At 45.4% G+C, this 26,487-nt stretch carries 18 protein-coding genes; 15 read left to right on the top strand and 3 right to left on the bottom strand.

Going from position 1 to position 26,487, the window contains the following annotated elements; genetic code table 11:
• Positions 1-71 precede the first annotated feature (71 nt).
• The 5 genes from murB to DC345_RS21300 all read left to right on the top strand — a co-directional run bounded on the left by murB (position 72) and on the right by DC345_RS21300 (position 5,465).
• Entirely contained in the window at positions 72-962 is an 891-nt protein-coding gene (gene murB / locus DC345_RS21320) for a UDP-N-acetylmuramate dehydrogenase (RefSeq protein WP_113054806.1), read from the top strand.
• 141 nt (positions 963-1,103) lie between these two features.
• On the top strand, positions 1,104-1,652 hold the full coding sequence (locus tag DC345_RS21315) for an NADPH-dependent FMN reductase (protein WP_113054805.1): 549 nt from the start codon (positions 1,104-1,106) through the stop codon (positions 1,650-1,652).
• Between the two features lie 207 nt (positions 1,653-1,859).
• The gene (locus DC345_RS21310) at positions 1,860-3,083 is read left to right on the top strand and encodes an RNA polymerase sigma factor (RefSeq protein ID WP_113054804.1); all 1,224 of its coding nucleotides are present in this window, start codon (positions 1,860-1,862) and stop codon (positions 3,081-3,083) included.
• A 174-nt stretch (positions 3,084-3,257) separates the two neighbouring features.
• Positions 3,258-4,238 carry an SDR family NAD(P)-dependent oxidoreductase gene (locus DC345_RS21305; RefSeq protein WP_113054803.1) on the top strand — a complete coding sequence of 327 codons (981 nt, stop codon included), beginning with the start codon at positions 3,258-3,260 and terminating at the stop codon, positions 4,236-4,238.
• A 192-nt stretch (positions 4,239-4,430) separates the two neighbouring features.
• Positions 4,431-5,465, top strand: coding sequence for a phosphotransferase enzyme family protein (locus DC345_RS21300; protein WP_258530746.1), 1,035 nt, complete (start codon positions 4,431-4,433; stop codon positions 5,463-5,465).
• Between the two features lie 83 nt (positions 5,466-5,548).
• Here the strand turns inward: DC345_RS21300 and DC345_RS21295 are convergent, their stop codons facing one another.
• The gene (locus DC345_RS21295; RefSeq protein WP_113054801.1) at positions 5,549-6,175 is read right to left on the bottom strand and encodes an HXXEE domain-containing protein; all 627 of its coding nucleotides are present in this window, start codon (positions 6,173-6,175) and stop codon (positions 5,549-5,551) included.
• A gap of 24 nt (positions 6,176-6,199) precedes the next feature.
• Complete coding sequence (locus tag DC345_RS21290) at positions 6,200-6,781, bottom strand: TetR/AcrR family transcriptional regulator (RefSeq protein ID WP_113054800.1); 582 nt, start codon at positions 6,779-6,781, stop codon at positions 6,200-6,202.
• Between the two features lie 210 nt (positions 6,782-6,991).
• On the opposite strand from DC345_RS21290, the gene DC345_RS21285 reads away from it, so the two are divergent.
• Positions 6,992-7,897: a poly(ethylene terephthalate) hydrolase family protein gene (locus DC345_RS21285; RefSeq protein ID WP_397333704.1), complete on the top strand. Its 906-nt coding sequence runs from the start codon at positions 6,992-6,994 to the stop codon at positions 7,895-7,897.
• A 154-nt stretch (positions 7,898-8,051) separates the two neighbouring features.
• Here DC345_RS21285 and DC345_RS21280 read toward each other — a convergent pair whose 3' ends face one another.
• Positions 8,052-9,167 carry a GntR family transcriptional regulator gene (locus DC345_RS21280; RefSeq protein WP_113054798.1) on the bottom strand — a complete coding sequence of 372 codons (1,116 nt, stop codon included), beginning with the start codon at positions 9,165-9,167 and terminating at the stop codon, positions 8,052-8,054.
• A gap of 406 nt (positions 9,168-9,573) precedes the next feature.
• Between DC345_RS21280 and DC345_RS21275 the strand changes: the two genes are divergently transcribed.
• The 9 genes from DC345_RS21275 to DC345_RS21235 all read left to right on the top strand — a co-directional run bounded on the left by DC345_RS21275 (position 9,574) and on the right by DC345_RS21235 (position 26,475).
• Positions 9,574-10,953, top strand: coding sequence for an ABC transporter substrate-binding protein (locus tag DC345_RS21275; protein WP_113054797.1), 1,380 nt, complete (start codon positions 9,574-9,576; stop codon positions 10,951-10,953).
• Between the two features lie 71 nt (positions 10,954-11,024).
• Positions 11,025-11,918 carry a carbohydrate ABC transporter permease gene (locus tag DC345_RS21270; RefSeq protein WP_024631712.1) on the top strand — a complete coding sequence of 298 codons (894 nt, stop codon included), beginning with the start codon at positions 11,025-11,027 and terminating at the stop codon, positions 11,916-11,918.
• 12 nt (positions 11,919-11,930) lie between these two features.
• Positions 11,931-12,749 (top strand): carbohydrate ABC transporter permease, encoded by an 819-nt coding sequence (locus DC345_RS21265; RefSeq protein ID WP_024631711.1) that lies wholly within the window; start codon positions 11,931-11,933, stop codon positions 12,747-12,749.
• Between the two features lie 40 nt (positions 12,750-12,789).
• Positions 12,790-15,549 (top strand): alpha-mannosidase, encoded by a 2,760-nt coding sequence (locus tag DC345_RS21260; RefSeq protein ID WP_113054796.1) that lies wholly within the window; start codon positions 12,790-12,792, stop codon positions 15,547-15,549.
• A gap of 123 nt (positions 15,550-15,672) precedes the next feature.
• Positions 15,673-21,225: a glycosyl hydrolase family 28-related protein gene (locus DC345_RS21255; RefSeq protein ID WP_181586681.1), complete on the top strand. Its 5,553-nt coding sequence runs from the start codon at positions 15,673-15,675 to the stop codon at positions 21,223-21,225.
• Positions 21,226-21,270: 45 nt separating this feature from the next.
• The gene (locus DC345_RS21250) at positions 21,271-22,494 is read left to right on the top strand and encodes an enolase C-terminal domain-like protein (RefSeq protein ID WP_113054794.1); all 1,224 of its coding nucleotides are present in this window, start codon (positions 21,271-21,273) and stop codon (positions 22,492-22,494) included.
• 34 nt (positions 22,495-22,528) lie between these two features.
• A complete protein-coding gene (locus DC345_RS21245; protein WP_113054793.1) occupies positions 22,529-23,371 on the top strand; it encodes an NAD-dependent epimerase/dehydratase family protein in 843 nt (280 codons plus the stop codon).
• Between the two features lie 45 nt (positions 23,372-23,416).
• Positions 23,417-25,096 (top strand): carbohydrate-binding protein, encoded by a 1,680-nt coding sequence (locus tag DC345_RS21240; RefSeq protein ID WP_258530745.1) that lies wholly within the window; start codon positions 23,417-23,419, stop codon positions 25,094-25,096.
• Between the two features lie 50 nt (positions 25,097-25,146).
• Positions 25,147-26,475: a family 43 glycosylhydrolase gene (locus DC345_RS21235; RefSeq protein WP_113054791.1), complete on the top strand. Its 1,329-nt coding sequence runs from the start codon at positions 25,147-25,149 to the stop codon at positions 26,473-26,475.
• Positions 26,476-26,487 lie beyond the last annotated feature (12 nt).

Raw genomic sequence — 26,487 nt, 5'->3', positions numbered from 1 at the left:
AACATACAATGAAGGAGCTTTCTATTCGGCGCTCGTGTAATCATGTCTTTTCAACTCAGGGAGAGAATGTCATGGATATTTTTGAAAATCAAATACCTTTGGAAAAATTAAAATGGAATGAACCATTAAAAGACCACACGTATATAAAACTTGGTGGTAAAGCAGACATACTTATCCATCCTACAACGAAAGAAGAAATTGTTAACACGGTTAACATTGCAAAAACACATCAAATACCTCTGACGATCCTTGGAAAAGGATCAAATGTCATTATTAAAGATCAAGGTGTGCGTGGAATAACGCTCTCTCTGAGTCAATTCGATCAGATTAAAGTCTATGGTGACAAGATTGTCGCGCAGAGCGGTTCCAATATTATTGATGTGTCACGTACTGCTTTGCATAACAGCTTAACAGGTCTGGAATTTGCATGTGGAATACCCGGAAGTACAGGTGGCGCTTTATATATGAATGCGGGAGCTTACGGTGGTCAGATGGATGAGGTCGTTGAGCGAGCGCTAGTGGTTACTAAAAATGGAGAGTTGCTTAACATGGTCCGAGATGACATGCAGCTTGGCTATCGAAACAGCATCTTCCGAACGGATCAATACATCATACTTGAAGTCCAATTTAAGCTTAAACCAGGGAACAAGGATGTTATCTCCAGTACCATGCAGGATTTAACGTTTAAACGGGAATCCAAACAACCGCTTGATTTTCCCTCTTGCGGAAGTGTATTCAAACGTCCAGAGGGACAGTATGTTGGAAAACTCATTCAAGAGTGTAAGTTACAAGGCACTCGCATTGGGGGAGCGGAAATTTCCAAGAAGCATGCAGGTTTTATCATTAATGCAGATGACGCTACTGCTGAGGATTATTTGGAATTAATCAAATTAATTAAAAAAACAGTACGTGATCAATTTAATATTGAATTGGAAACGGAAGTCATTATTTTGGGGGAGTAGGCTGCTATAAACAGTGAGCTAAGTGTTGTCGTCTATATTCTGGTTCTCCTTAGTGCAGCATGCTTCATGTGATGAAGGAATGTGCGTTGGAAACCATGGCATAGTTTCATAATGAAGAAGAAAACATTGGAGGTTAATGTTGTGAAATTAATCGGATTGTCCGGGTCACTGATTGGATCAAAGACACCAGTGGGTGTGGATGCTGTGCTCCAATTCGTGAAAAATAATCATCCCGAAATTGAAGTGGAGCTCATAGACCTAAGAGATTATAAAGGGATCGAATTTTGTGATGGCCGCAAGTTGGAGGATTATAATGAAGACACCCAGTTGGTTGTTCAAAAATTGATTGATGCTGACTTTTACGTGATCGGCACACCCATTTATCAATCCTCTCTGACAGGTGTACTAAAGAATGTATTCGACCTATTGCCTGTGCAGAGCATTTACAATAAAGTAATGGGTTTTATAGCAACTGGGGGCACCTATCAGCATTATTTGGTAGTGGAAAATCAATTAAAACCGATTGCCGGCTTTTTCCGCTCCTATGTTGCCCCAAGCTACGTATATCTGAATAGTGATCATTTTGATGCTGAGAATAACATTAAAGATACTGAAGCAATAAGTCGGCTGGAAAAATTGGCTGAGGAACTGGTCTTCATGCAGACTCAATTAAAAGCTTCATCCCGCTGAAATAAGCAAGAATTAAAATTTATGTTTCAATAAAGAACAAAGGTAGCCGGTCAGTGTGATCGGCTGCCTTTGTTTGTTTTTCAACTTCATAAGTTAGCAGAATTCATATCAAAGAGGTGGGTAGTCAAAAATTATTTTTTCTCATGCGTGGCTTTTTTGCTTCCTCCGGTGTCTAATTAAATGTAAATCAAGAGGAGGTTCCCCACCATGTCAGGAGCTCATGACACGAAACCTGTTTATCCGGATGAACAGGACAGCATCACCATCTTTGAGAACACGTATGAGCAATATCGTCAACGAATCAGCAAATACTTCTCACTGAAATTGAATCCATTGGTTGCAGATGATTTGACCCAACAGGTATTTTTGAAAGCAGTCGAAAATATTCACAATTTTAAAGGGAGCTCAAATTTATTCACCTGGATCTTTAAGATTGCTCAGAACACGGTGAAGAACGAATATCGCAGGTTATCGAGACAAAAAGAATCTCCTTATGATTTTACAGATTATGAATCGCAATCGATCTCTCTTGAATTTACGAAACATGTTGATATTCGAATTGATATTGGCTCTGCGTTACAAAAGCTGGATGAGATTGATCAGGAAATTATTGCATTACGCTTTTTCGTTGACTGCACCTTGCCCGAAATATCCAAGATAGTTGGACGACGGGAAAGCGCAGTAAAGAACAGACTGTACCGGGCTCTGGAGAAATTAAGAAAAGAACTGAAAGAGTGGGGGGATATTGCCATCATGTCTATTCAAGACCTGATTTCCATTGTAAATAAAGGTGATAACCAAGATACGAATGATCATACGAAGAAAGTGCATCAGGATTTGTTCGATGAGCTCAACAATAGTGTTGAACAAGTGTCGACCAAATATAAACATCATCCATCACAAAAGGTAGTTATTGAAATATATCCTGATTTGCCAACGTTCCATCAAGCAGTCGGAGAAACAGATGCCCCGAATTGGTTTATGGGGACATATGAAGGGCGTACTCTGAAAATTGTCTCTCCATTGGAACCGGGACCGGAGCATACGTATCAATCCATTCTGAAAGGTACAGTCCACTTGTTCGCCATGTGGCTAATCAGCGATATTAATCCTGCAGCTCCCAAATGGATCAGACAGGGCATTGGTGGATATGAGGCGAAACAGATGTCCCGAGATTTCATTAAAGGTTCGACGGAAGATAGCATTCGCAACCAGACCATTCCTTCTTTTGATGAATTAAATAACGATACGTGGGATTTTGAAACGATGAAAGGTTTTCAGTTCTCTTATATGATGGTGGAATTTGTGGTTGAGCGATACGGAGTAGATGCATTGAACAAACTGATCCGCAGTCCTCAAGATTTCGAAGGGATCTTTCAATGTAGTGAGACTGAACTGTATGAGCAATGGGTGAAGTATATCAATGCATAATAGAAATACAACCAACCTTATACTTTGACTGTAGGCCCGGTGATGAACCGGGCTTTTTTTGTATTAGTAAAGGTTTGGGACATTCATTGAGTAGAGGAATTCGTTCATATTTGACTTAGAGTACACTCTAAGCTGTAAACTTGAAGAAGACACATCTGAAAGGAGCTTATTTTAATGACCCAGGATAACAATTCAAAAACCTTACAACATAAAATCGGTTCCGGATTCAACCATCGCACAACAACTGAGGAAGTATTGAGTAACACGGATCTATCCGGAAAACTTGCCATCGTCACGGGTGGATATTCCGGATTGGGACTGGAGACTACGCGTGCACTCGTTCGTGCTGGTGCCAAGGTTGTTGTGACCGCACGTCGGCCAGATACCGCCAAAGAGGCTCTTGCAGGACTAGATGGTGTAGAGATTGATGAACTGGACCTCGCAGATCTCCCTAGTGTCCGTGCTTTTGCCGATCGTTTTCTGGCAAGCAACCGGAATATCGACATGTTGATCCTGAATGCGGGCATTATGGCTTGTCCAGAGACTCGCGTAGGCCCGGGTTGGGAAGCTCAATTTGCTACGAACCACCTTGGACATTTCACACTGACTAACTTATTATGGCCGGCACTCGTCAGCCATGGAGGAGCACGAGTTGTATCCGTTGCATCAACTGGGCATCATTTTTCACCAATTCGCTGGGACGATATGCAGTTTGAGAACGGCTATGAAAAGTTTCCTGCATATGGACAGTCCAAAACAGCAACCATTCTGTTTAGCGTCGAACTGGATAGACGTGGTGCAGATCAGGGAGTCCGTGCATTCTCTGTACATCCAGGTGGAATCATGACGCCGTTGCAACGACATATGCCGAAAGAGGAAATGATCGCATTGGGCTGGATTGATGAGTCTGGTCAAGTCGCTAATCCCAACTTTAAAACGCCTGAGCAAGGGGCAGCAACGCAAGTATGGGCAGCGACCTCTCCGCAACTTGATGGAAAAGGTGGCGTGTATTGCGAGGATTGTGACATCAGTGAGCCAGCTCCTGCGGACGGAGCCTTCTTTGGAGTCAAAGACTATGCCATCGACCCAGAGCAAGCCCGTCGTCTATGGGAAGTTTCCGCCCAGTTGACTCAAACGGATTTACCAATCTCTTAAGATCTGTTTTCTGTTCACGAGGAAAGTCGCCTGAAATGGCGGCTTTTTTTGTGTTGGAAATGCCCTTCGTGAACAGCATCCTGTGTAAAAAATGTTTTAAAATTGTTTGTTATATACTCCCCAAATGGTCTGTTCTGTATAATTCGTTGTACATCTGGATTCGCTTTCGGATGATGAATGAGGAGGACAATGATGACTTTTTTTCAAAATGGGACGCATGAAGAACTTCAAAGTTTGCTCGTTCAGGCGAGAAGTATTTGTCTAAGGGCATTAGATCAGTATGAATTAGCATGGGATTGTGTACATTTTATTCAGGTGTCAGATACCATCACGTACAAAATCGATACAACTTCATCGAAAAGCTATTTGCTTCGCATTCATTCCAATCGGCTAAGTAAAGAGACTATTCGTTCAGAACTTACTTTGCTTCAATCATTGGGCACATCCGATGAACTCCATGTACCTCAGGGTGTGGTGAGTCGCGATGGTTCATATGTTTTGTTTATGGAGGCAGAAGAAGCAGGAATGTACTTTTATGTCACGATGATGAATTGGGTAGACGGAGAGCATATGGATGGAAATGAGCTTGATGAACGTTGTGCATACCGTATGGGCTTTATGGCCGCAAATCTCCATGAAGCAACAGCCCGTTTTGTGCCATCTGTTGATTTCGCTCGTCCCGCATGGGGCGAAGAAAGTTTCAAAGTGGATATGGCCAAACTGAGACGTTATTACACAAGGTTTTTATCCGATCAGGCATGGAAGACATATCAGAAAGCATCCAGTAAAATATTATCCCAACTCGCAGACTTGGATCAGAATCCACAGCATTACGGAATTATCCACGGAGATTTACATATTGGCAACATCGTATTCAACGATGAACAACCTAATCCAATTGATTTTGGCCGATGTGGCTATGGATATTATCTTTACGATATAGCAAACACGATATTAGGGCTTTTTCCCGCACAACGTTGGGAGTTCATCAGAGGTTATGAAAGTGTAAGAGCTCTGCCAACAGATTATGCTAAGGCTCTGGAAAGTTTCTTTATCATGTGCATGATTGAGAATTACAGCCATCATTCGTCCGACCCTAGAGAAACATCAGGATTAATAGATGAGCAACCGTACGCACAAGCATGTATCAGAGAATATTTAATGAATGCTCCATTTCTTTTCAATGAGATAGAAGTGCAGGAAGTTACGGAAAAGTTCAACATTTAGAAATTCAATCATTTCAAAAGAAAAACGTAAAACGCATCAAGTCCATGGACTCGATGCGTCTATTTTTTATTGAAGTCACAGGTTTATTTTTTAGTATAAGATCCTAATTGTTTCTGTGAAAAAGGATAAACGGAGTTCTTGTTTCTTAGCCACATATTGCCTTTAACAATTAAAACATGGACAGCTACGCCAAAATAGATGGTGCTCCAAATCCAGTTTATTGGTGTTAACATATTCTGCTCATGAGCACTTGTAATGTACCAGATTCCAATTGGCAAATGCAGAAATATCGCTGTAAATAATCCGGGATTATATATGCTTTTTGCTTTTATATTGGCGAAGACGCCATGCCAGATAATCTGGAAAAATCCCATTAATATAGGTGCGAGACCCAGCCATACAACGGAAGGGAAGAATACAGGCGGTAAATAAAACACATAGGCGATAATCAGATTAATAATCATGGCTGACTGCTGATTTAACGGATATCTCTCAGGTATCTTACTTTGGAACAGAACTTTATTAAACAAGCCTGCAAAGTAACCCGGCCATCGATATTCTTCAAATTGATGCAGGAGAATGGCAATAAAGCTTAACCACAAAATGCTGTTAATGCGCGGAAGTGTTCCCCAATCCAAGATGAGATAAATACATACAAGGAATGCAATGATCAATCCCAAGTCCTGCCAATGTTTTCTTAACGTGTTCATCTGAATTGCCTCCATCAATGTTGTTTAATGAAAGTATCTTTCAAAGAGCAAGTCAATTTGTTCTTCTATAGGAGCAATCTTGACAGAAGCTCCTTTTTCCAGAATAGGACTCATAAGTGCCGGAAGAAAAAGCGCCCCAAAAATTTGCGTCATCATTGTGGTCAGTCTTTCCGGTTGTTGTTCTCCGGTTATCTCTTTTAATGTATTTTGAACTTTGGGGAACCCCAATAGATTTAAAAACGACCCATATTCCTGTTGAGATGAGAAATCTGCTGAACCCATAAGAATAATTCTGGATAACAATTCGGGATATTCACGAATGACTTGTAAATAATCCATCAAGAATTGCTTTAATCGATCTCGGGCAGGGATGGATAATTCATCGAGTATAGCAAAGGTATGCTGAAAGCTACTCAGAATCATTTTAATAGATTCACTGATCAGATTTTCTTTGGAGCCAAAGTAATAATTAACCAGGGATACATTTGTGCCAGAGGCTTCGGCAATTTTTCGGATGGTGATGCCTTCAAATCCACTTTGTTTGGTGAACTCCAGTGTGGCTTGCATAATCTTTTCCTTTGTTTCACTTTTCTTGTCTGGTTCCATATATAAAACCTCCAATGAAGTCATTTAAACGATGTTTTAAACGTTGTTTAAATTTATATTATCATGTTTTCCTAATATTGCAAGGCACACATATGGAAGTATTGACCATTAACTAAGAAACAAAAAAATCTCTAAACAAAAAGGGCTATACCTGTGGTATGTTTTACGTACGAATACCGCTTTAATGTGAGAGGAGATTGTATGCCACTATTGAAAAGAGTAATTCGAAGCAAGTGGTTTTTATGGATAACAGGTGTTGTCGGTATTTTAATCGCTGCATTTTGCGTACTATCCTTCATTCTCGTAAATTCGGTATCTGCTACTTTCGAAGCCGGAAGTGTTGAAGAACAATATGCTCTACCCGGCACGTACGAGGTAGATACTCTGGAGATCAAGGACGAATATGGCGAGAAGCTCTACAGGGTTTATTCTCCGCAATCAACGGATGTCATGCACCCGCTCATCGCTTGGGGCAATGGAACCGGGGCATTACCTGACAATTATGATCAGTTGTTAAGACATCTGGCCGGTTGGGGATTTATTGTCATCGATACATATAGCCAAACCACGGGTACAGGAAAAGAAATTATGACTGCCATAGAATATATGCTTAGTGAAAATGAAGCGAGGGTCAGCCCGTTCTATCACAGGATTCAAAAAGATCGGGTCGGTGCGGCAGGGCATTCGCAGGGATCAACGGGTGTGATTAACGCTCATACGAATTTTGAGAACGGGGGTCTCATCAAAACGGTTGTATCGATTGCTCTGCCTGATCTGAAATATTGTGATCCAGAGGATGTGTATGATACATCAGCATTGAAGGTACCATTTTTTGTTATAGGGGGAACCCGGGATTTCATCATCTCCCCCTCAAACTCCAACAAATTGGCCTTGAATAATACCAATTCGGATCTTCCGGTCTTGATGGCCATGGCTAAAGGAGCTGCACATACAGCGATAGAGCAGGATGGAGGACAGCATCGAGGTTATTTGACAGCTTGGATGAGATATCAATTGATGAATGATTCGGAGGCAAGAATGGCCTTTGTTGGAAAGCATGCTGAAATACGAACGAATAAACATTGGAAGGATGTTACTTCCGCAAATTTACAATAGTCATCGTTCACATAGCTAGAAGGACCCTTCTGAAATGGAAGGGTCCTTCTTCGTATTTACGTGAAAAACATTTTGAGGCATTGAAATGGGGATATCTAATACCACTATAAACGTTTTCAGTAAAGGCATCCTGTTAAATGCCAAGTAACGGTAGCTATAATTTCGCTTTTGCTGTTGACTGTCTGGGAATAAGCATCGTGGGTAACTTAACCTGAAGATACTCACTGCTTGGATTCTCCACTTGTTTCAGGATGACTCTGCCCGCTTCTCGTCCGAGTTCAAGTTCCTGCTGGACAACAGCCGTGGGCGGAATGATACAGAACTCCGGAAATTCGACATCATCGAAGAACACGACAGATAAATCTTCTGGTACAGAAATCCCCATCTGCATCGCCGCTTGAATAACATGAGGGCTGAAATTGGAGGATAGAAGGGCCGTCATCTGCGGATTTGCCTGTAAAAACTTCTGAATCATCATGATAACCTCTTCATCGCTGTCACTCATGGCCAGACGTGTCATCTGTATACTGCGATCAATCAGAATATGACGGTCCTCCAAGGCTTTCTCATACCCATGCAATCTGTCCTCAATACTCGATGTCCCCTCAGCAAGAGTGGAAATAAAGCCAATTCGACTGTGCCCAAGCTCATAAAGATGCTTAACTGCCTGAATAGCTGCCTCATGGTTGTCCGAGCTGATGGAGTTGGTCTCTACCCCTTTCAGATTGCGGTCCAGAAGGACCAGGGGAAAGCGATTTAGCGTAAGGGCAAGAATCTCGTTGTTATAGTGCTCACCCTCAACGGGATAAATGATTAGTCCTCTGACGCCCGCCTGTTTCATTTCCTGGATTTTGAGAATCTCCGTCTCTTGTGAATCATTCGTCTTGGCAAATAACAATTGATAGCCATTCTCTGAAAGGGTGTCCTCAATGCCGCTCAGCAGATTGGCGGTAAACCGATTGTCGAGACGGGGGAGAAGGAACCCGATTGTTGGTGCTGTGAGCTGCTCTTTTACCGCTGATGTGATGTTATGAATCTCCTCGGGGCTATGATCGTTAACAAAGGTGCCTTTGCCTTGAAGTCGGTAGACAACTCCTTTATCGACCAGAGCAGTAAGGGCATTTTTCACCGTGATACGGCTCACACTGAATTGTTCAGCCAGTTCATTTTCGGAAGGAATTCGGCTGCCCGGTTTCCAATTTTCGCTTCGAATCTGGTCAATGATATATGTTTCGATTTTCTTGTACATTGGCTTGAAGGTTCTCACCATCGCATTTTATCTCCATTCACTATTAGTTCGTTCTAAATATATTATATTAATACAACATATACAAGTGCTAAAAATCAATAACAAGTGAGTAAGACAAGAAGATTGAAATTACGAACAAATATAATAAAAAAACCTTATGAATAAACAATTTATTAAGAATGTAGTTTGTTAAGTTGTATCTAAAAATAAACATTTACAAGTAAAAGTATGTTGTTTATATTGTTTTTAAAGTTTGTTGGATAAAGCGTTTCCAACGAGCCTTCACAATCTTATCTATGCCAAGAATTTTAATCAAGTGTTCCTTAGTTCAAAAAGGGGGTGCAGCGGTTTTCAACGCCGATTTGTTGTCGTGGAATATTCATTAAGCCAGAAACGATCCAAAATTAAAGATAAGGGTGGTTGCGGGATGAAAAAAAGAGCAGGCATGATCGTTACTTTGTTAACTGTTATCTCACTCATTGTAAGCGCTTGCGGTGATACGCAGTCCGGGGGGACGGAACCCAAAGCGAGTAAAGAGCTGACCATGTGGACGTGGAAGGTTGCTTACACGCCAGGGATTGAAGCAGCTGCGAAATTGTATGAAGAGAAAACAGGAATCAAAGTCAAACTCGAGACCTTTACACCAGATGATACGTATCGCCAAAAATTCCAGGCAGCAGCCAACTCCAAAAATTTGCCGGATATCGTGAACTGGTGGGCAACGGCAGGGGATTCCATCGAGAACTCGGTTCTCGAGCTGTCTGGTGAAGTCGACGATGATCTGTTGAACAGCTACTACAGTGCTGCAATGGACCCGATCATTGTTACACAGAGCCAGGTTGACTCCTGGAAAGAAGACAAGAATGCCACCACCATTCAAAAGTCACTGAAGACTGGACAGTTCTATGGACTGCCGCTCGATATTGGAGGATTCTTTACTTTCTACGGTAACAAGAAGCTGATAGAAGAAGCGGGTCTGACAGCGGAAGCGCCAAAAACGTGGGAAGAATTCGTCACCATGATGGAGACTGTCAAAGAGAAAACAGGTACTCCTGGGCTTGTGTTTGGTGCAAAGCTGCCTGATCTGTGGGAAAACTGGGCCGGTTCGGCACTGTCCATCATGCTGAACGAACCTCAAGGTTATATTGATCTGCTTGAAAGAAAGTCCAAACTAAGCGACCCTTCTAACCTGCCGGTAGTGAAAGCGATGGAGACACTGGCAAACAAAGATCTGCTTATGCCGGGAATTTTATCAACGGATATTGATGGAGCAGATCAGGCGTTTGCCGCTGGCAAGGCCGCTTTCGATCTCGGTGGTTCCTTCACAATGTCTACGCTACTGGCTATGGGAATGAGTCCTGACGATATTTTCACTTTCCCGGTACCACCGCTTGAAGGGTCAAAAATTAACAGCTGGACGACTGATCCATTCACGTTAACGATGTTGTCAGTGAATAAAGATTCGCAGAACAAGGCTGAAGCACTCGATTTCATTAAATTCCTGACAGGTGATCCGGATGCTGCTGTTGCTTTTGCTAATGCGGCCTATACAGTACCTGCGCTGAATCTGGGCGATCGTGCAAATGATCTGGACCCGAATCTGAAATCAATTTCAGAAGCATTCGCTGCCGAGCCTGGCCCTTACAGCCAAGCTTCACCAGCGATCAATACGTATCGTGGCAAGCACAAAGAGTGGGAAGTGTATGCTCAGTCCATGCAATCCATGATCGAGAAAAAGATGACCGCTGAACAAGTCGCCAAGAAGTTCGACGACACCATGGATAGTCTGAAAGCAAGCGGGAACTAGAACATCAAAGCAATCGGCAAGCCCCGTAAGGGGCTGTCGATTGCCAAATTGAGAGCAAAAGGTGATTGATCATGATAAAAAGTCGAAATAAGTGGATGCCGTATCTCTTCTTACTGCCTGGCGTGCTTTTGTTTCTCGCCATTGGGGTGTATTCGGTCGGATTCTCGATCATGCTCAGCTTTTATAACTGGTCCGGGATCGATTTTTCCACCGCAAGGTTTGAAGGTCTGGCGAATTTTCGTCAGTTCCTGCTCGGTGATGATCCGATTGTAACCCGGAATTTCTATAATGCCGTTCTGCACAATCTGATTATTGCGGTTTCACAGGTTGTGGTCGTCGTTCCAATCGCACTTGTGCTGGCATTTGTGCTGCAAAATACGAAGGCAGCAACTTGGTACCGGACGATTTATTTTCTGCCGATGATCGCATCTGGCGTAGCTATCTTTTATGTATGGAAAGGCTTGTTTGAACCTAGTGGAGCATTCAACTCACTCTTCTTATGGATGGGCTTGGATTTCCTTGCTGTACCTGGTGGAATGCTGGGGAGTTCATCTACTTCTTTACTCGGTATTATTTTGACATCAATCTGGGGCGGTCTGCCGGGAACACTGATTCTGTATTACGCTGGCCTGACTTCCATTGATCCGACACTGTATGAAGCAGCAAGTGTGGATGGTGCCAAGAAAACAACCATGATATTGAAAATTACCTGGCCGTTGCTGAAGCCAATTACGCTTATTGCCGTCATTCAGATGGTGAACGGAGCCTTTCAGGCCTTTGAGAATGTGTTCATCATGACGGGCGGCGGACCGGCAGGCAGTTCCGAGGTTATTGGTACACTCGTATACCGTACAGCTTTTCTAAACAATGATTATGGTCTGGCCAGCGCAATCGGGTGGGTATCATTTCTGATTACAGGTGCCATTGCCATATTCAGTATTCGCTCATTCAAGGCAGACATCTAAAAGGAGGAGCACATGGTCAAATATATTAAACATATCATTCTAATCTTGTACGGATTGACCTGCCTGTATCCTTTTGTCTGGATGATCGGCACTTCGCTGAAGACATCACAGGATGCACTAGCCAATCCACAAAGTCCGTTTCCGCAAGCTGCACCGATGTGGTCCACATTTGGTGACGTATGGAACAAATTGAATTTCTATCAGTTTTTCATCAACAGTGTGATCGTAAGTGCGGTCGTGATTATAGGCGTCATTCTCATCTATACCATGATGGCCTATTCGTTTGCCAAATTTGTTTATCGGGGCAAAAAATTCATCTACTACACGTTTATTGCCTTGCTGCTCGTTCCAGGGGTAACCACATTGATTCCACTTTATATCAACATGACCAATCTGGGGCTGCAAAACACGTATATTGGCATGATCCTGCCCATGATTAATGGTGCTGCACCGTTCGCGATTTTCCTATTCACCAGTTACTTCCGTACTATCTCACATGAATTATACGAGAGCGCCGTCCTGGATGGATGCAACAATTTCAAAATCTACTACAGAATCTATCTGCCATTAGCGTTGCCAGCTATCGGAACCATTGCGATTCTGAACTTTATCGGAAGCTGGAACAATATTTTGTGGCCGATGATCATCGTGGATAGCAGGGATATGTTTACGTTACCGATGGGACTTATGTATCTGGATTCATCTTCATTTAAGAAATGGAATGAACTCATGGCAGGGGCTTTGATTACGGTCATTCCAATCCTGCTGGCCTTCCCGTTCATGCAGAAGATGTATGTCAAGGGCATGACAGTAGGGTCAGTAAAAATGTAAATACACAACAACTAAATCATACACGATTGGAATGAAATGAATGACTACAAAAACCGCGCATATTGTCGCACATTCTCACTGGGACAGGGAGTGGTATCTGTCCTTCGAGAAGCACCGAATGTTGCTCGTTCAGCTTATGGAGGATTTAATCCAGACGTTTGAAAAGGACCCGGAATTTACGAATTTCCATCTGGATGGGCAGTTTATTGTACTCGAGGATTACCTGGAAATCATGCCGCACAGGTCGAATCAGGTCCGCAAGTTGATTGAAGAGGGCAAGCTGATCGTTGGTCCATGGTACATCCTTCAAGATGAATTCCTCGTCAGCAGTGAAGCCAATGCACGAAATCTGTTAATTGGGATTCAAGCCTCGGAACAAATGGGAGGATATGCGAAAATCGGATATTTCCCAGATTCCTTCGGCAATATGGGTCAGGCACCACAGCTCATTAGCCAGGCAGGCATTGAAGTAGCTGTATATGGACGTGGAGTGAAGCCAGTTGGATTCAATAACGAAATTCAGTCTGGCAATGAACATACCTCCAAATACTCGGAGATGTATTGGGAATCACCCGATGGTACTCGTGTACTGGCGATCCTGTTCGCCAATTGGTACAACAATGGCATGGAGATCCCGGTGGAACCGGAGAAGGCGAAAGTTTATTGGGCCGAAAAGCTGGCTGCAGCAGCAGAGTTTGCTTCAAGTTCGGAACTCCTATTCATGAACGGATGTGATCATCAGCCGCTCCAGAAGGATCTGACACAAGCGTTAAAAACAGCCACCGAGATTATGCCAGATGTGGCGTTTCGTCATTCCAGCTTTCCCGAATACATTCAGGCTCTGCAAAAAGCGAAACCCCAATCATTGGATGTCATTCGCGGTGAACTTCGAAGCCAATGGACCGACGGCTGGATCACACTTGTAAATACTGCTTCAGCAAGGGTATATATCAAACAGCAAAATGTAAAAAGTCAAACGTTACTGGAGAAAGTCGCTGAACCGCTGGCAGTCATGGCCTCTCTATCCACAGGCATTTATCCACGGCATGAACTGTTATATGCCTGGAAGACGCTACTGAAGAACCATCCCCATGACAGCATCTGCGGGTGCAGTGTTGACGAAGTCCACAGGGAGATGATGACCCGATTTGCCAAATCGCAAGAAGTGGCTGAAGGGATATCGGTTCAGAGTGCTCGTACAATAGCCGAATCCGTGGATACATCTGGCTTTGACGCAGATTCTGCGTTGCCTTTTGTAGTGTTTAACACTTCGGGGCATCGCCGATCCAATGTGATTGTAACTAGAATGGACGTTGAGCGACGTTACTTTGACCACGAGCCTCCGCATGAAAAGTATCAGGAATTTAAGCGCGAATATGAAGCCTTTGACCCGAACGACTGGGTTGTATGGAACGCGGAAGGCAAGCAAGTGGAAGCCGTGATCACACCCGTTGGAACGACATTTGGATATGATTTGCCGGATAACCGATTCCGTCAACCATACTGGGCATATCAAGTGGATGTAGAGCTTCATGTCCAGAACATCCCTGGTTTTGGATATCATACTTTTGCTCTTGTGCCTAAGCGTGTTTCTGGAGAGAATGCGTTTAGCGAATTGACTACCCCTGAACTTGTTACAGAAGAGCAAGTGATGGAGAACAATTATGTGCGGATCGAGATTGCGGGGGATGGATCGTTTACCATGCTGGATAAAGTGAACGGTCGTAATTATACAGGGCTTGGTATTTATGAGGATACGGGGGACATCGGAAATGAGTATATGTACAGACAACCGGATCAGGAAGCTCCGTTAACTACGCAGGGGCTGCCTGCCCAGATTAAGCTGGTGCATCATACACCAATGAAAGCCGTTTATGAGATCGTGCATAACTGGAAGCTCCCGGTCGGTGCAGATGAACTGTTGGATGAAGAGATCCGCTCCATGGTTCCATTTCGTTATCGGAAATCCCGGCGGCTTGATGAAACCAGGGAGGTGAGCATTCGTACAGAGCTGAGCCTTGAAAAAACGGGGCGTTCGGTTGGCATTAAAAGCTATATCGACAACACGGTTCAGGATCATCGTATCCGCATGTTGTTCCAAACGGGACTCGAAGCAAGTCATGTTACCGTTGACTCCATATACGAACTGGCAGAGCGCCCGATACAGCCGGAAGCGGAATGGAGAAATCCCAGCAATGCGCAGCATCAAAATGCATTTATCAGTATCAGCAATGGTCGTGAAGGGCTGACGATTGCGAATAAAGGTCTTAATGAGTATGAAGTATTAGCTAGTCAGAACACCATTGCGGTGACACTCTTGCGTGGGGTTCGTGAGCTTGGGGATTGGGGAGTATTTGCAACGCCGGAGGCCCAATGTCTCGGACAGCACATTCTGGAAATGGAGCTCATCTCGCATGATTTGGATGTTATTGAGTCCGATGCTTATGTGCAGGCGTATCAATTCCCGGTTCCCTGGACTGTTCAACAGACAGGAGTACATGGCGGCACGTTACCCGCTACCCACGAGTTTTTGCAATGGGAGGGTGATCATCTTGCTTTTAGTGCGCTTAAACGGGGCGAAGCAAATGATGACATGCTGTTCAGGGTGTTCAATGTATCATCGAAATCGACTTCACTGAAGGTAACGCCTTCGTTTGAGGCCAAGGAAGTGTATGAAAGTACAATTGTTGAAGATCAAGGTGAAGCCATGAAGGTAGTGGATGAGGAAAGTTATGTTTTGAATGTGGGACCGGCAAAAATTCAGACGATCGGCATTCAACCCACAACACGTTTAGTATAAACAATTCAGTCTTGGAGTTCTCTCCACTGCTGCGGATTGAAAACGGATGCATCATGTTCCACATACGACAACCCTGTTTTCGTGCAGCTTGATTACATGATCAAGTGAATGGGAGGTACGATTGTGAACAAACGATTATGGTTAGGTGCCAGGTGTACCATTTCAGTGCTGTTGACGATTGTCATGTTATGTTCAGGGCTATACATCACACCAGCAACCACACACGCGGCAGCAGAGGGGGAAGAAACTGAACAGGGAGACGTCCATCCAAATGATGTGTCACCTGACTCGGTAAGTATTACGTTGGGAGAAACTCCTGTACAGCAGGGCATAACGGCTCGTCCCGGCGATGGACCTCCAGAAGGTCTGCTAGTGGGGATGACTGACGGCAAGGAGTATTGGAAAACAAATCAGACGGTGAATCCAACAAATCCAGCCGATAACATCCTGTATTTTTACTTCAATGTTGCGGATGAATATTTGTTTGAAAATACGGATCAGGACGTATTCGTCACGGTTGAATATTACGATAGCAATAGCGGAGCGATGTCTCTGCAATACGATTCGAAGCAATCCAATTTCAAGGATGCTCCTTTGTTCCGGTATGAAAATACGGGAACCTGGAAGACACATACCTTCAAACTCAGCGATGCCAATTTCGGTAACCGCACCCATGATGCGGATTTCCGGATCGGGGTTAGCGGCGCAGGGGCACCAGCCAACAATTCGGAACTTCATCTGGCCACAGTAACCGTCCATAAGCAGCCTCAGCAGCAGTCGGGGACTCAGACCAAGGTCTATGATACGGAATTCCCTACATCAGATATCGTCATTGCAGATCGGAGCGTAACCGATTATGGAGCAGCAGGAGACGGGGTCTCAGATGATACTCAAGCATTCAAAGAAGCGCTGGCAATAGCGGGAAATCAAGGCGGCGGCGTTGTGTTCGTACCATCTGGAACCTATAAATTAACCGGAGAGCTGGTTATTCCAACAGGCGTTACGCTTCGCGGCGATTGGGGGAGTCCCGACGAGCATGGCGGGTTAGTCAAAGGTACAATCCTTGCTGTATATGGCGGCAAAGGTCAAGCTAACGGGAACAGCTTCATAAAGATGGAGCCTTCCAGTGGGGTAACCCATGTGTCTATCTGGTATCCCGAACAGAATATGAATAACCCGGTGGCCTATCCATGGACGATGGAGCAGCTTCCAGGTGACAGTGCTACGGTGAAAAATGTAACACTCGTCAATGCGTACCAGGGGATTAAGATTGGCCCGGAATGGAACGAACTTCATTATGTGAAGGATGTATACGGCACTACACTGAAAACCGGTATCTTTCTGGATTTCACAACAGACATTGGGAGACTGGAAGAGCTTCACCTGTCCCCGGATGTATGGGCGAACTCCGGTTTGCCAGGAGCACCTGAACGGTCTCAATTGCGGGAATATATGATACAGCAATCCGAAGGTATCGTAATGGGGCGCTCGGACTGGGAGTACATGTCGAATATTCATATCTCGGGTTACAAGACAGGGATACGAATCACGACAAGAACAGGAAGCCTTGAAACAGCCAATGCGCAGCTGTACAAAATCCAGATCGACGACTGCAACGTAGCGTTGAAGATTGAAGGCGTCAATGATTATGGATTGCTGGTGACTGACAGTCAATTTGAAGCGAGTGCTGGTCCGAATCCTGTTGCCATTTATGCAACGGAAGGCTTTCACTCCATTGTCCAGTTTAACAAAGTAACGGTGGGCGGGGAGCCCAAACATGCGGTTGTAAATGAAGGGCGTGGAACGTTGTCCTTTGAGAGCAGCTCTTTCGAGAATTGGGGTGAAGGAAACGGAGATTATGCCATTGTTGCGAAGAGTGGTTCGCTTATACTGGGCAGTTCTACCTTCGTCAAGCCGGATCGTCACCTGCTTCTTCAGGGAGATGTGGCAACAATCAATGCCATACATTCCGGATACGAAGGCAACCTTGCGGTGAACGATGAAAGTACCTCGGCGGAACTGAACATCCATCAGGAAGAAAATTTGGTGTTGGAAACCATCCCCGATGTTCCTTCAGTGGATATTGCTGTGCAGCCCAAGCCGGGTACTCGCGAGTTGTTTAACGTCGTGAGCCAGCCCTATTTGGCTGATAACACAGGGAATACGGATTCATCCCAAGCCATTCAACAGGCATTGAATGATGCCGAAGCGGCAGGTGGAGGAACGGTCTATATGCCGGCTGGCATATACCGCGTTGAGCAGGCTTTAGTGGTCCCGACTGCCGTAGAACTGCGCGGCAATTATGATGTACCTCATCATACGATCGGGAATGGAACGGTTATTTTTACGAACTATGGAGAAAACGACCCGGATGCCGATGCCTTCATTCAGCTGAAGCAAGCAGCGGGATTGCGCGGATTATCCGTCTATTACGATCAACAAACATGGTCTGATGCCAATCCGGTGAAGCCTTATGCCTGGACTGTGCAAGGTCAAGGGAAAAACGTATACCTGATCGATACAACCTTGGTTAATCCCTACCAGGCTGTCGACTTCGGCACCCATGATACAAGTGGTCATTATATCGATTATGTAGCGGGATCACCGCTCAAGGAAGGCATATATCTTGGTGGCGGTTCAGACGGAGGATACATGCGGAATGTGCAGTTCAATCCGCATTATTATGGACGGAACAATTATCCGAATCATCCATCGAATGATGAAGAATTTAATCAAATTTGGAATTATCAAAAAGAGAACCTGGACGCCTTCCGTATAGGGGATGTCACCAATCAGGTTATTTTCAATACATTTGTATACGGTTCAAAGTACGGTATTCATTTTGAAGAACAGAATGGAAGAGGGCCCGAAGCCGTCGTTATTGGTCATGGCACGGATGGCAGCAAAAAGGGAGCCGTATTGCAACATGCGGGAACAGCAGGTCTGTCGTTTATCAACACAGAGCTTGTTTCCATGAGTACTACAGACAAGGTATACGTGGAGGTTGGGCCAGATTTTGGCTCTAAAGCGGTGTTCTTCAATACGTCCATGTGGGGAGATACAACCAGGTCCTTTGATATACACGGAGGAGATATCCGCATACAGCAGGGAAACTTCACGAACGTTGGTGAAATCGGCATTAATGCAATCGGTGGTGATATTACTCTCTACAATTCCTATTTTCAACAGCCTCGTACGAATCACGTGGTTGCAGGACCAAACGTAGAGAAGATGGTGATATCCAACAACCTGTTTAATGGCGGTTTTCAGATTGAGAATGAGGCACCTCCTGGAAAAGTGACGGGTACCAATCTGTTTCCTTTGGCACTCAAACTGAACCAGCTTGGGTATGATCCATCCAGACCAGGTGAACCCGGAAGCACACTGACTTTGACTAACGTTGCAGGTGAGGCTCTGCTTAAAGGGCAGATCGAACTGATTGAACCGAGTGTGTATCATGCGATGTTTAAGCCAGTGCGATTTGAGGGACTGGGCATTGGAAAAAGCATGGATGTGGCGCTTCCCTATATATCAAGTGACTTGCTCAAATTCAGAGTAACGCTTGAGAACGGGTTCCGTTATGAGACTTCAGTCAAGCTGTCACAATCCTTTGCGGCACAAAAAGATGCTGTTGGAACGCTGCCATTCATTGAGGTTTCGAGTCCGGAGCATTACAACAGCGTCGGTGGAAGCTGGGGAGGTCCGAATGACCTCAGCATTCAAGCTAAAGCAAGTTGGGATGCGGAAAATTTGGTTCTCAAGGTGGACGTCAAGGACGATATTCACCATCAAACCAATACTAATGGAGATATATGGCAAGGTGACAGCCTACAACTCGGTATTGACCTTGGCAAAGAGGATGGTGCGGCCAGCAAACAGGTGAATGAGCTTGGTTTTGCACTGAATCAGGATGGTGTCGTCACGAAATGGAGATGGCGAGCTCCAGAAGGGGTTGCTTCAGGATTGTTGGAATCCGCTTCAGCAAACATTACCCGAGACGAGACGACTCATATTACGCATTATCAAATTACGTTGCCTTTTGCAGCACTTCACCAGGAAGGATATTCATTCCAACCTGCCAAACCTATCGGTTTTGCACTGCTTGTCAATGAAAACGATGGGCAAGGGCGATCTGGCTTTATGGAGTTTAATGGAGGGATCGGTACAAGTAAAGATGCACGATTATTCGGAAACTTGTATCTGCTTACGGGTGATTATGTGACATTGTTGGAGCAATCGGCTGAGGCGAGTGTTCGTACTGCGGAGCAAAAGAAAGATGTGACCTCTATAGACACAGCAACCAACTTCGTCAATCTGCTACCGGGCGGCATATTAAAGTCCTCATTACTCGTGAGACTCACTGCTCTTACATCAGGTTCCAATCCGAATCCAGGGGGACCCAATCCCCATCCAGGCTCGGGCTCTGGTTCGCAGCCAAGTGCTGGAGGGGGCTATACGACTGGAGGGAAGAATGAAGCAACACCTGACGCTCCTGGTGCTACAATGCAGCTTCAGCCCAAGCTGGATAAAGCTGCTGCATTAGCAACAGCCGAGCTTACCAACAAGATGATGGAGGATGCATTCAACCGCATCACCCCTGATCAGGACGGGAAAAAGAAGCTGATTGTAGACATCGAATCTGTGGATGGTGCTGAAGGGTATGCTCTTACACTTCCATCCAGATTTTTGCAGGAAACACCATCTACCCATTGGTTGGAAATTCGAACAGTATGGGGAGTGCTGCTGGTTCCGAGCAATTTGCTGGCCAATACCCAAGGAACGATTGGAGATCGTATTACCTTGGTATTAAGCAAGGCTGACCGAAGCTCTTGGAGTGCCAAGATGAAATCAGACTTAGGAGAGCGGCCTGCAATTTCATTATCTGTGATATCGGATGGCAAATCCGTTGCATGGCAACATTCCATTACGCTAATCACAGTAAGTTTGCCCTATCAGCCTAATGTAAGTGAACTGCTGGACCCAGAAAAACTCGCAGTACGACGTATCGCGGATGACGGGCAAATGATCTCCATTCCGAATGGAAAGTTCAATAAAAAATCGGAACAAATGATTTTCAAAACAAGGCTAAACGGAGTTTATGCAATTACTCAGGATAATCGAACATTCCAGGATATACGGCAGCTATCATGGGCCCGCCATGCCATCGAAGTTCTAGTGTCCAAAGGGGTTATTCTTGGAATGTCAAAGGCAGAATATCAGCCTCAATCCATGATCCGCCGAGCGGATTTCGTGACCCTGCTTACCAATGCCTTGGAACTACAACCTGATCAGGGAACCAAGGTGGAACGTTTCGTGGATGTACCTGAGCATGTTTATTACGAACAGTCCGTGAACACAGCAAGAACGCTGGGCATTATTCAAGGGGAAGGAGCCGATCGATTCTCGCCAGCGTCTCCAATTACCCGTGAAGAAGCAGCCGTTATGATCTACCGAGCTATGCAAGTTATCGGGATGCAGCCACTTCCTGAAGGTGAATACGGTCTGAATGACTATAAAGATATTCATTTGATTAAGGCATATGCTCGCGATGCAATTGATTCGTTAACCAGATCAACAATTATGGAAGGAAGTAATGGCAGCTTCCGTCCGGGAGATACAATGACTCGTGCTGAGACCGCAGTGCTGCTGTATCGTTTATACAACCGTTTGACTTAAATCTTCCAGTAGGATCGAAATGGAGCAGATGAGGAGAGTGAACACATGGCTAAAATTACACGGATAGAGTGCATACGTACAAGGCACGACGGAAGCTGGACCATTGTGAAGATTTCGACGGATCAGGATGGTCTTTACGGATTGGGTTCTGCTTCCGATCTTTATAATCCCGAAGCGGTGGTACAGGTCATCGAACAACTGCTGGCACCATTACTCATGGGGAAGGATGCATCCCAAATTGAAGATTTGTGGCATCTCATGCATATGAGCGGATATTGGAGAAATGGAGCAATACTTCAGACGGCCATTGGTGGAATTGACATGGCCCTGTGGGATATCAAGGGCAAGGAAGCGAATCTTCCGGTATATCAATTGTTAGGAGGGGCCTGCCGCTCGGCAGTTCCCTGTTATGGCCATGCCGGAGGTGCTGATATCAGCGAGTTGAAAGAAGACGTTGCTCGCTTTATGGAAGAAGGATACACGGTCATTCGAGTGCAGATGGGAGGTTATGGTGGCGGGGGTTTTGTCAGCGGCAAGGACGCGAATTTGCCGCGTGAGCCCTGGAGCAGTGGTCCTGTATTTGATGAACATGCGTATCTGCATGCTATACCTGACATGTTTGAGAAGTTGCGCCTGGAATTCGGGAATGGAATTCAGTTTACCCATGATGTGCATGAGCATTTGTCTCCCATTCATGCCATTCAGCTATCGAAGCGGCTTGAACCTTATCATCTATTCTTTCTGGAAGATGCACTGGCACCGGAACAGATCGGATGGTATCGACAGCTTCGTCAACAGAGTGCTACGCCGCAGGCCGTGGGAGAATTATTTGTTAATCCTCAGGAGTGGACGGGTTTGATTCAAGAGAAGTTGATCGATTTTATCAGAGTTCGGGTATCGAAAGCAGGCGGAATCAGCGCTTGCCGCAAGATCGCTACGCTGGGCGAAGCCTACGGAGTACGAACAGCCTGGCAGGAGGGTGGGGAGAATGATCCTGTTAACCAGGCAGCTGCTGTCCATCTGGATATGGCCCTGTGGAACTTTGGTATTCAGGAAATCAATCATTTTAAACCTCATGAGTTGGAGGTATTCCCGGGACATATCGTCAGAGAGGGCGGATATCTATATCCTTCCAACAAACCGGGACTGGGCATTGAATTGGATGAAGTGAAGGCCAAATCATTACTAAGTGACTTATGGAATCCCAACAAATATCATCGGCCGTATCCTCTGGACCGCAAAGCGGATGGGACATTGGTGCGACCCTAACGAAGTGACAAGAACAGACAGGAGAGATATAGGAATGAAGACGATTGCAGTTACAGGCGGAGGCGGAAAGCTGGGTTCACAGGTCATTGAGAAGCTGCAATTACAGGGTCATGATGTGGTATCGCTGGATAAACACCTGTCTGATCGGGTGCGTTGCAAACAGATCATTGTCGACCTGAACGATTATGGTCAAGTCGTGGGAGCGCTCGCCGGAGTGGATGCGATCATCCATCTGGCTGCGATTCCTGCGCCGCTTCACTACCCACACACTTACATTTTCGCTAATAATACAATTTCCGGATACCATGTGCTGGAAGCAGCCACTTTGCTCGGTATAAAAAAGGTGGTCATGGGCTCCAGTGAATCATCCTACGGATTTGCCTGGGCCAACAAACCCTTCTCTCCGGATTATTTCCCGGTGGATGAACAGCATCCTCAACAGCCGCAGGAATGTTACGGCCTGTCCAAGATCGTTAATGAGGTCACTGCAGAGATGTTTCATCGGAGAAGCGGGATGCAAGTAATTTCCCTCCGTTTTTCAATGATTGTGGGACCGGGAGAGTACAGACATCTGGCTATTGCGAAGGCGGAAACGTTCAAGCACATATTGTGGAGTTACATTGATATCAGGGATGCGGTTGATGCTTGTTTGGCTGCTCTGCACGCCGATTATGATGGGGCTGTTCACGTTAATGTTACCGCTAATGATACGTTAAGCGATCGCCAAACGACAGAATTGCTCGCCACCTTTTATCCTAATGTAAAAGATCTACGGACACCTTTCTCTAATCGAGAAGCCATTGTCAGTAATGGAAGGGTGAAAGAGGTTCTAACCTGGGGTCCGAAGCATTCGTGGACGGATGGAGAACAGGAGTAGCTCACACGCAACTATAATGAATAGGGGGATACTATGCTAAATTTCATGCAAAAAAACAAGAAGGTTTTGGCTTTTGCAAGTGCGGCATTATTGATTCTTACGTTGTGTTTGTCTATTTCTCCTTCCAGCGTATCGGCAGCTTCCGCGTTTAATCAAACGCAGGCTTCCAGTTATAACAGTCAATCCGGAGTCCAGCTGGAAAGTTCCAGCGAGGGCGGGCAAAATGTCGCATTTATTGACAACGGTGATTATATTGTATTCAACAATGTTGATTTTGGCAGCGGTGCCAATTCAATCGACGTGAGAGTAGCCAGCAATAATAGTGGCGGTACCATTGAGGTCCGTCTGGATAGCCTAAACGGGACACTCGCGGGAACGGTTGCCGTTCCAGGTACGGGCGGCTGGCAATCCTGGCAAACAAAGTCCGGTTCAATCAATGGTGCCACTGGTGTACACACGGTCTATCTTAAATTCACGGGCGGAACCGGAAATTTGTTCAATTTGCTCTGGTTCAAGTTCAGTGCTTCCGCCGCAGGCAGCGGAGGCGATGTTGTAGGCAAACTGTATGCCGGATATCAAGGCTGGTTCAACGCAGCCGGAGACGGTTCACCGAACGGGGGCTGGGTGCACTGGTCCAAAAATAGCAGTGCGCCATCAGCAAATGGCAACGTGAATTTCGAGTTGTATCCAGACCTTCGCGAATATTCCAAGCTGTATCAGACAAGTTTGGCGAACCTCGGAAATGGTTCTCCTGCCAAATTGTTCTCTTCATATGATCAAGAGACGGTCAACAAACATTTTGAGTGGATGCAAACCTACAATATCGACGGTGCAGCGTTGCAACGGTTCGGCGCAGATGAGAGTGATACACCTAACAACTGGAAAAACAACCGGGACAGCGTAGCCGTCAAGGTTAAGAATGCCGCGGAATCCTATAATCGCAAGTTCTATGTCATGTATGACATTACGGGAATGAATGCGAGCAATTGGGTACAGGCAGTCAAGCATGACTGGACGACCAATGTCGTGAACAACATGCACCTGCCATCATCTTCGGCCTATGCGAAGCAGAACGGTAAGATGGTTGTCTGCATCTGGGGTATTGGCTTCACGGATCGGCCGGGTACAGCAGCAGAGGCTGCCGATCTGATCGGTTGGTTCAAAAACCAGGGGATCTATGTCATCGGTGGTGTGCCTACGTATTGGAGAACGGGTAATAACGACTCCCGATCTGATTTTATGAATGTCTACAAGTCGTTGGATATGATCTCGCCATGGTCCGTTGCTCGCTTCGGCAATATTCAGCAAGCGGACAGCTTCAAAACCAATCAGCTTCAGCCCGATCTGGCCTTCACCCAGCAGAATGGAATTGACTATCAGCCAGTTATCTGGCCGGGTTCGGCTTGGTCAAACATGACTGGAGGCCCAAGAAACGAGAATCCGCGTCTGCATGGTGACTTCATGTGGAGGCAGGCCTTCAATCTGAAGAGCATTGGTATCAATACCGGATATATCGCAATGTTTGACGAATACGATGAAGGTACAGCCATTGCCAAGATGGCAGAGAATAGCTCCATGATTCCAACCAATCAATATTTTCTGACACTGGATGCTGACGGTGTTGCCCTATCTTCAGACTTTTATCTCCGACTCGCAGGGGATATCAACCGCATGTTCAAAAACCAGATTCCAGTGACGGCAAACCATCCAACGAGTCATCAATAGAGCCCAAGTGCACGATTTTAACAAGCAAGTTTACGTTCAGGAGGATTAAAATGACCATTAATGATATTGACTTTGAAACCATACGTCAAAAGACTACATCCATGAATCCAGCAATTACATCTATATATACAGCAGATCCTTCGGCCCATGTATGGAATGACGGTAAAATTTATATTTACGCATCTCATGACATGGACCCAGCCAGAGGATGCGATCTCATGGACAGGTATCATGTTTTCTCCTCGGAGGATATGGTTCACTGGTTGGACGAAGGGGAAATACTCCGTTCAGACGACGTTTCCTGGGGCAGACCGGAAGGCGGCTTCATGTGGGCGCCTGACTGTGCTTACAAGAATGGGACCTATTACTTCTATTATCCGCATCCAAGTGATTCGAACTGGAATGATTCCTGGAAGATCGGGGTTGCCACCAGCAGTTACCCTGCACATGGCTTTACGGATCAAGGGTATATCGAGGGACTTGGCGGGTTTGCATTGATTGATCCGTGTGTACTCGTAGACGATGACAATAGCGCCTATATCTACTATGGCGGGGGAAGTGTCTGTCTGGGAGGCAAGCTCAATGAAGATATGATGTCCCTGGAGAACGGCATGACAGAAATGCAAGGTCTCGAGGATTTTCATGAAGCGGCCTGGGTGTTCAAAAGAAATCATCTTTATTACCTTACCTATGCGGATAATCTGGAAAACAACAACCGTATGAGATACGCAACAAGCGAGAATCCGCTTGGCCCTTGGACATACCGAGGCATTTTTCTGGAGCCGACCGGCTGTTCCACGACCCACGGGTCGGTAGTGGAATTCAAAGGACAATGGTATCTTTTTTATCACAATCAAGCGATCTCTAGGGAAGGCACGCTGCGCAGTGTATGTATTGACTATCTGGAGTTCGATGAAGATGGTTCCATCAGACCTGTGGTTCAGACAAGGGAAGGTGTATCCTCCGTCGGTCCAGCCCCGGTTCCTGTCCAGCAACGGAAGATTTATGCAGGTGCAGCTAGTGAGGTTTTTGGAGGAGCTGAAATCAGGGCATTGCAATCCGGTCAAAGCGTGGTCGGGAATCTTCAATCCTCAGAAGCATACGCCTTGTTTAAAAATATAGATGGAGGCGAAGGCGGAAGAGCATCGATTGAGCTTTATTATGCGACAGGTGAACGACTGGCCAAATTGCATCTGACCGTCAATGACCAGGACTACTCCTTACTGAATGCGCTATCTACTGGTGGTTTGCAGGAATTCGGCGGAATCACCAATATCACCGTTCCTTTGGAGCCGGGTAATGTTAACACAATCCAAATTTCAGGTGGACATGGTGAGATCAATCTTTTAAGCCTCACCGTTACCCCGTTGTTGGATTAATACGTAAGAAAC

It is taken from the genome of Paenibacillus taichungensis (genome assembly GCF_003287275.1).
GTDB classification, from domain to species: domain Bacteria; phylum Bacillota; class Bacilli; order Paenibacillales; family Paenibacillaceae; genus Paenibacillus; species Paenibacillus taichungensis_A.
This window is presented reverse-complemented; position numbering and strand designations above follow the sequence as displayed.

Excerpts from the sequence above, each read along its gene's own strand:
- DC345_RS21290 (WP_113054800.1), bottom strand. The coding sequence starts at position 6,781 with ATGGAACCAGACAAGAAAAGTGAAACAAAGGAAAAGATTATGCAAGCC.
- DC345_RS21305 (WP_113054803.1), top strand. The coding sequence starts at position 3,258 with ATGACCCAGGATAACAATTCAAAAACCTTACAACATAAAATCGGTTCC.
- DC345_RS21260 (WP_113054796.1), top strand. The coding sequence starts at position 12,790 with ATGACTACAAAAACCGCGCATATTGTCGCACATTCTCACTGGGACAGG.
- murB (WP_113054806.1), top strand. The coding sequence starts at position 72 with ATGGATATTTTTGAAAATCAAATACCTTTGGAAAAATTAAAATGGAAT.
- DC345_RS21275 (WP_113054797.1), top strand. The coding sequence starts at position 9,574 with ATGAAAAAAAGAGCAGGCATGATCGTTACTTTGTTAACTGTTATCTCA.
- DC345_RS21300 (WP_258530746.1), top strand. The coding sequence starts at position 4,431 with ATGACTTTTTTTCAAAATGGGACGCATGAAGAACTTCAAAGTTTGCTC.
- DC345_RS21295 (WP_113054801.1), bottom strand. The coding sequence starts at position 6,175 with ATGAACACGTTAAGAAAACATTGGCAGGACTTGGGATTGATCATTGCA.
- DC345_RS21235 (WP_113054791.1), top strand. The coding sequence starts at position 25,147 with ATGACCATTAATGATATTGACTTTGAAACCATACGTCAAAAGACTACA.
- DC345_RS21250 (WP_113054794.1), top strand. The coding sequence starts at position 21,271 with ATGGCTAAAATTACACGGATAGAGTGCATACGTACAAGGCACGACGGA.
- DC345_RS21310 (WP_113054804.1), top strand. The coding sequence starts at position 1,860 with ATGTCAGGAGCTCATGACACGAAACCTGTTTATCCGGATGAACAGGAC.
- DC345_RS21280 (WP_113054798.1), bottom strand. The coding sequence starts at position 9,167 with ATGGTGAGAACCTTCAAGCCAATGTACAAGAAAATCGAAACATATATC.
- DC345_RS21265 (WP_024631711.1), top strand. The coding sequence starts at position 11,931 with ATGGTCAAATATATTAAACATATCATTCTAATCTTGTACGGATTGACC.
- DC345_RS21245 (WP_113054793.1), top strand. The coding sequence starts at position 22,529 with ATGAAGACGATTGCAGTTACAGGCGGAGGCGGAAAGCTGGGTTCACAG.
- DC345_RS21240 (WP_258530745.1), top strand. The coding sequence starts at position 23,417 with ATGCAAAAAAACAAGAAGGTTTTGGCTTTTGCAAGTGCGGCATTATTG.
- DC345_RS21270 (WP_024631712.1), top strand. The coding sequence starts at position 11,025 with ATGATAAAAAGTCGAAATAAGTGGATGCCGTATCTCTTCTTACTGCCT.